At 47.5% G+C, this 7,363-nt stretch carries 4 protein-coding genes; all 4 read left to right on the forward strand.

Annotation, left to right across the window (positions count from 1 at the left end; translation table 11 throughout):
• Positions 1 to 704, forward strand: a 704-nt coding sequence (locus tag AC29Z1_RS10775; protein ID WP_488271462.1) for a basic amino acid ABC transporter substrate-binding protein, incomplete at its 5' end; no start/stop codon positions are given.
• 340 nt (positions 705 to 1,044) lie between these two features.
• Positions 1,045 to 2,187, forward strand: a complete 1,143-nt coding sequence (locus tag AC29Z1_RS10780; RefSeq protein ID WP_488271463.1) for an iron-containing alcohol dehydrogenase — start codon at positions 1,045 to 1,047, stop codon at positions 2,185 to 2,187.
• 133 nt (positions 2,188 to 2,320) lie between these two features.
• On the forward strand, positions 2,321 to 5,797 hold the full coding sequence (gene addB / locus AC29Z1_RS10785) for a helicase-exonuclease AddAB subunit AddB (RefSeq protein WP_488271464.1): 3,477 nt from the start codon (positions 2,321 to 2,323) through the stop codon (positions 5,795 to 5,797).
• Positions 5,797 to 7,363, forward strand: a 1,567-nt coding sequence (locus AC29Z1_RS10790; RefSeq protein ID WP_488271465.1) for a UvrD-helicase domain-containing protein, incomplete at its 3' end; no start/stop codon positions are given. The genes addB and AC29Z1_RS10790, both read left to right, overlap by 1 nt.

The following is a 7,363-nucleotide window of genomic DNA, read 5'->3' on the forward strand; positions in this document are numbered from 1 at the left end:
AGCAAGCTCAGCATGCCAGTGAAAAAGTTTTAAAAGTTGGTGCCGAGGCTACTTTCCCGCCATTTGAGTTTCAGGATGAAAACAGCAAAGAATATGTTGGTTTTGACGTAGATATCATGAAAGCCATTGGTAAACAGATGGGGGTAGAAGTACAAATTGTTAATACCGCATTTGACGGTTTGATCCCCGCTTTGGAAAGTGGTCAGATTGACGTAATTGCGTCAGCCATGACGATTACTGATGAGCGTGCTAAGAAGGTTAACTTTTCCAAGCCTTATTACCAAGCTGGTCTGTCAATTGTAGTAAAAGCCGACGATGATACTATTAAAAGCTTCAAGGATCTGGAAGGCAAGCGGATTGCTGTGCAAATTGGTACTACTGGTGCTGAACAAGCCCGAAAAATTAAAGATGCCAAAATTCGTGAGTTTAACAGTGCGTCAGAGGCTTTTCTTGAACTCAAGGCTGGCGGCGCCGATGCTGTTGTGAATGATCTTCCAGTAAATCAATACTTCCTGGCTAAAGGCGGCGACAAGTCAGCTAAGCTGGTTGGCGATATCCTAAATGCTGAAGAATATGGTATTGCCGTAGCCAAGAAGAACACCGAACTGGCTGAAAAAATTAACAAAGCCTTGGATGAAATAAAACAAAATGGTGAATACGCCAAAATCTACGAAAAATGGTTTGGCAAACAACCGCAAAAGTAAGTTGTGCAAGAGCCGTATCAGCGTAAGTGCTGGTGCGGCTTTTTTGCGAAAGAGCACCAGCAACATCGCCGACAAGGGCTTTTTCTGTTATGCGTTACTGGTGGTGCGATCCTACGCTTGTACTATGAATCGCATATCGATTTGATCTGACGTTAGGGACACTAAGAACAAGCCCGGTCTTTTCTTATTCGTGGCAGGTAAAAATTATTTTTTATCCAATACTAATACTATCAAATCTGAGTCGTCAGCGAGGGGCAGATACTCTAAATGATTTGCGATGTGGAACTATAATTTTGGTAACTGAATTTTCGGCACTACTTCAACAAGGAGATGGTTGCAGATGAAAAAACTTATGCTAGGCGGCCGGGCTATTATTACTGGCCGCGGCTCTATTGCCGCACTAAATAATATACAGGCTAAACGGGTTTTTATTGTTACTGGCGGCAGTGCCATGCAGGCAAATGGCGTAATTGCCAAGGTGGAGGGGCTCTTAGAAACAGCCGGCTGCACTACTTATGTATACGGTGGTATTGGCAAAAATCCTGATACTCAGGTCGTTCTGGATGGACTTGTCCGTATGCGCGAATTTAAACCTGATGTGCTGGTAGCTGTCGGCGGTGGATCTCCGATCGATGCAGCCAAGGTCATGGCCCTGTTTTATGAATATCCGGAACTGGATTTTGCTCGTGCCCAGGCGGGTGAGTTGCCATCAGAGCGCAAACAGCTTCAGTTTGTAGCCATTCCTTCGACGTCGGGTACGGGCACAGAGGTGACAAAAGCTGCTGTCATTACCTTTCGCGAGTTAGCACTAAAAATTGGCTTAAAGACGCCGGCCTTTATTCCAGATATAGCTATTCTTGATGCCGATCTTACCATGACAATGCCAGACAATGTTGTGGCTGAGACGGGTATGGACGCTCTCACGCATGCGGTAGAATGCTATATTAATCGGAATGTAGATGATATAAGCGCAGTACTGGCTAAGGGAGCGGTTGCCGGCTTATTTACATGGCTGCCGGTATCTTATCAGGAAAAAACCATTGAAAGTCGGGAAAAAGTACATCACTATCAATGCATAGCCGGTCTAGCCTTTGACAATACCGGATTAGGCATGGCTCATGGCATTTCACATGCACTTGGCGGTCGATTTAATTTAGGACATGGCCTGCTAAATGCTGTTGCACTTCCCTATGTACTAGCATATAATGCCCAAGACCCTGTGGTAAGCAAGCGGTTAGACGAATTGGCACGAAGTATTGGCTGCAGACAGGGATGCGATTTTATTATGGCCGTTAAGAACCTGAATCAGCAACTGAATATTCCTACCAGTCTAGCAGCAGTTGGTATAGCCGGCGATGATTTTAATACAGATTTTGATAATATTGTAGCCAATTGTCTCAAAGGTTCTACCAGAGTAAACCCGGTTCCAGTTACCGCAGAGCAAATGGCGGAAATTCTTAAACATATGTATATAGGTTCATGATTTTACAAATTTAGCAATTTAATCTAGAAGGAAAGCTGCTTAGGGTAGCGAATTATTGTATCTGACGAGGAATTTGTTCGCTAATTTTAGTTCTATGAGATGGTGGAAAAGGGCAATATAGGAGGATAGGCGTTTGAAACTTACTTTTATTTTGGGTCGGGCCGGTTACGGTAAGACCTGGAAATGCATTGAAGAAATAAGTACACGGCTGGCCGAATCGCCTGATGGTCGGCCGCTTATTTTTATTGTGCCAGAACAGGTTACCTACGAGGTGGAACGAGCCCTGGCAGCTGCCTGTCCGGCAGCAGGCTTTGTTAGAGCTCATGTCGTGGGATTTCGCCGGCTGGCTCACCGGGTTTTGCATGAAACCGGGGGGGCCGCTAGGCCGCATATTTCTGAATTGGGCAAACGTATGATTTTTAGCCGGCTTCTCATGGAAAATAAGGGTAACCTTAAGCTATTAACTCGTGCGGCCACAGAAAAAAGTTTTGCAGCTACCGTTGAAGGACTTGTTAAAGAGTTTAAAACGTATGGTGTTAGTCCAGATATCCTTTCAGAGCTGGCCAATCATGAAGCATGTCAGGGCAATCAGGTGCTGGCAGGGAAAATTCATGATTTAGCACTGTTATACCAGAAATTTGAGGAATTTTTGACCGGGAGGTATACGGACCCGGAAGATTATCTTAGGCTGTTGGCAGAAAAGATCCCGGAGTCAAACCTGCTTAAGCACGCTGAGGTTTGGGTAGACGGATTTGCCTGGTTTACGCCACAGGAATATGCGGTGCTTGCTGCCATCATAAAGACCGCTGATACGACTACCATAACTCTTTGCTTGGAACAACCCGATACATCGCTACATGCCAGGGAAGAAGCTCTATTTCATCGTCAATGGGAAACCTATCATAAATTAAAACAGTTAGCGACAGGGTTAAAGGCTGATATTACCTGCCAGGAACTGCTTGTTCCTCACCGTTTTCGGCAGCCAGTGCTGCTTGCCATTGAACAGCAGTTTTTTGGCGGGAAAGTCCAGGTAGTGCCGATGACTGACAATAGTTTTGTCTTGGCTGAAGCGGCCAATCGGCGGATAGAAGCTGAAGCGATTGCCTGCGAAATTATCAGATTGAGCCGCGAAGAGGGCTTACGCTGGCGGGATATGGCTATTCTTATTCGTGATATGGATAGCTATGCCGAATTGATGGCTACTGTACTTACGGATTATGGCATTCCGTTTTTTCAAGATAACACCCGGTCGGCCGTACAACATCCGCTGGCCGAACTGGTACGGTCAGCGCTGGATGTTGTTATGGAAGATTGGAGCTATGAACCGGTATTTCGCTGTCTCAAAACCGATCTATTTCCGGTCACGCGAGATGAAGTAGATATATTAGAAAACTATTGCCTGAAATTTGGTATTCGTGGCTCACGCTGGACGAGCCCGGAGGAGTGGACGTTCCGCCGCCGTTATTCTCTGGCAGAAGACGAATGGGTTGGTGATGAACCCAGTGAAAGTGAAAAGGAGTATTTGCGCAAAATCAATTCTATCAGGCGTCAGAGCACAGAGCAGTTGGTGATTTTATTCCAAAAGCTAACTCCTGCATTGCGGGAAGGCCAGTCGCCGCTGCAACTGGCTCAAGCTGTCTATGATTTTTTGGCTGCCTTACAAGTGGCAGATACACTGGCAGTCTGGGCAGCAGCCGCAGAAGCAGCCGGAGATCTGGAACAAGCTCGGGAACACCAGCAGATGTGGCCCAAGCTTATAGAACTATTAGACCAGATTGTTGATACTTTTGCTGATCAGCCGCTGACACTGGAAGAGTTTGCTGCCATTATCAGTGAAGGGTTAGAAGGCACAAAACTTAGTCTCATTCCCCCAGGGCTTGATTATGTTACTATTGCTTCCCTAGAACGTACACGCCGGCTTAACATCAAGGCGGCTTTTGTACCTGGAGCCAGTGACGGGGTATTACCGCGCCGCCGCCGCGAAGAAGGATTATTAAGTGATAGTGATCGAGAACTGTTACGAAATTTGGGACTTGAGCTTAGCGGGGGCGCAGCGGCCGATGTCTTTGCCGAGCAGTTCTTGGTATATACGGCGCTGACTCGGGCCAGTCAGCGCCTATGGGTAAGTTATCCTCTGGCAGACGCCGAAGGCAAGGCGCTGGCACCGTCTTCTATTATCAGACGCCTGAGGGAAATTACCGGCTGTGAGCTGCGGGCGTTACCGATTGAGCCGCCTCCCGGCCGGGAAGCCGAGTATCTTGCCACCCCGGAACGTGCTTTGGCAGCACTGGCAGGAGCCTTACGCCGGTACCGGGAAAGCGGACAGATAAGTGCAGCATGGTGGGATGTCTATAATTGGGCACTGACTGATGAGCATTGGCGAGAACAGTTAACGATAAAACTGGCAGGACTGTTTCATTACAACCAGCTTAAACGCTTAAAACCTGGGTTAGCTGGAAAACTGTATGTGAAGCATGGCATACTGCGTGGTAGTGTAACCCGGTTTGAGGCCTTTCGTGCTTGTCCGTTCAAGCATTTTGCTCAATATGGCTTATCTCTTAAGGAACGGGCAGTATATCAGTTGCAGGCTCCAGATTTGGGACAGTTTTTGCATGCGGTTTTGAAGCAGTTTGGCGATCGGCTGGCTGAACGTGGCCAAAGCTGGGGGGATATTACGCAAAGCCAGATTGACGATTTGTGTGCCAATATTGTAACCGAACTGGCGCCGAAACTGCAGAATGAAATTTTGTTAAGCAGTAAACAGCATGAGCACCTAGTAACCCGCCTGACGCGGCGGGCAGTAAGAGCGGTAAGCCGTTTGGCAGCATGGGCAAGGGTTAGTCAGTTTAAACCCGTGGCTTTTGAACAGCCATTTGGGCGAGGGCCAGGTGCACTGCCGCCGCTCCGACTGGGATTACCTGGGGTTCATGTGGAAGTGGTCGGACAGATTGACCGCCTGGATTTCGGCGAATATGAGGGACAACCGTATGTTCTGGTGATTGATTACAAATCAGGCGGAGCCTGGCTCAGTCTGGCTGAGGTATACTATGGACTAAAACTGCAGCTACTAACCTATTTGCTTGTGGCAATACACGCGCGGCAAGGAACCGCAGACTGTATACCCGCCGGCGTGCTATATTACTTTTTAAAAAATCCGGTTGTATCTGCGGATACATTAAAAACAGCGGAGCAAATCGAGAAGGATATCAATGCCAAGCTCAAAATGCCTGGATGGCTACTGGCAGATACTAATATTGTAAGGTTATTGGAGCAAACGCTGGATGGCTGGTCAGAGTTTTTCAAAATAGCACTCGGGGGAAAAGGCTTTTACGAGAGCTGCAGAGATAAACTTAGAACCAAAGAAGAATTTGAATTGTTATTAACCCATGTCAAGCAGGAACTACTGGCGGTAGCTGAGGCCATTTTAGCCGGAGAAACAGCCATCAGACCGTATCGTCTGGATAAAGCTACTCCTTGCGGTTATTGCGTTTTTCGGCCGGTTTGTCAGTTTGACCACAACTTGCCGGAAAATGAGTATTTGGTATTACCCAGGTTGTCAGACCAGGAGATTTTTGATGATTTGCGTCGGCGGAAAGGAGACACAGAATAATGCAATGTTCGCCAGAGCAACAAGCAGCCATCGAGACTCGCAATCATAATCTGTTAGTAGCTGCTGCAGCCGGGTCAGGCAAAACATGGGTGCTGGTAGAGCGGATTATCCGTCGGATTATTGATCCGGCTGAGAAACTTAATGTGGATCGTCTGTTGGTAGTGACATTTACGAATGCGGCTGCCAATGAGATGCGAAGCCGTATTGGTGAGGCGTTAAATGCGCTGTTGCGCAAACCGGAACTAACAGACCCAGAATTAAGACGTCATGTAGAACGGCAATTGGTATTATTAAATGCTGCTCATATTTCGACCTTGCATGCATTTTGCCAGAGCCTGGTACGGCAGTATTTTTATCTGCTACACATTGAACCCAATTTTCGGGTTGCCAATGACACGGAAATAACACTTATCAAAAGCGATGTATTAGAGCATGTATTTGAAAAAGGTTATAGGCAAGCCGAGCCGGATTTTCTGACTCTGATTGAGCATTATGGCGATGAGGACAGCGATAGCTCACTGGCCGGACTGGTGCTCAAGCTATATGAATTTTCTCGAAGCCATCCGTGGCCGGATTATTGGCTAGACAGTCTACCTAAGGCGTTTGTGATCGCGCCGGAGGCCGATTTTGACTCAACCCCCTGGTCTGATTTGGTCAGAGACAAGATTATCCTAGAGTGGGAAGAGGCCAGGCAGGGGTTGGTAGCGCTCATGGAAGAGGCCGGGAGGCCAGGAAATCCGGCTGCTTACGGGCAAACTTTTGCTGAGGATATCCAAATTATTGACCGGCTTTTGTCTGCTGCTCGCACCTCTTGGGCGGCATTGGCAGCCGCACTGGACGAAGTGAGTTTTCCGCGGATTGCAGCAGTAGGTAAAGAGGTACCCAAATCAGTAAAAGATTATTTCCAGGCACAGCGCAATAAAGCCAAAAAGCGAATTACCGATGTCAAGGCAGCGTATTTTGAACGCAGCGGGAAGGAGCTTGTTGCTGACTTGCGGCAGACGCAGCCGCTGATTATGGCTTTAGTCAAACTGGTCAAGGAGTTCGCGGTCGCCTACCAAGAGGCGAAGCAGGCTAAAGGGGTAGTTGATTTTAACGATTTGGAGCATTTATGTCTGGCGTTACTGCGGAATGAAGCAGCTACCCCGGATGACTCTAAACCGTCTGCTGTGGCCATTAAATTAAAAGAAAAATTCATCGAGATTATGGTGGATGAATACCAGGACACCAACCGCGTGCAGGAGGAAATCATCAGGCTAATTGCCAATGAATCGCAGCCCAATCTATTTATGGTAGGAGATGTCAAGCAGAGTATTTATCGGTTTCGGCTAGCAGAACCAGCGTTGTTCATGGATAAGTACCATAATTATCGCTTGGATACAGTGCCTGGTTGTAAACGGATTGATTTGATTCAGAACTTCCGTAGTCGGGCCGGGGTGCTCTATGCAGCTAATTTTCTTTTTGAGCAGCTTATGACCAAACGTACTGCCGAACTGGACTATGGTCAAGAGGAACAACTCAATCCCGGTCCTGATTATCCGCCAGTGGCGCAGGGAAGCCTGGACG

Source organism: Sporomusa sp. (genome assembly GCF_057736855.1).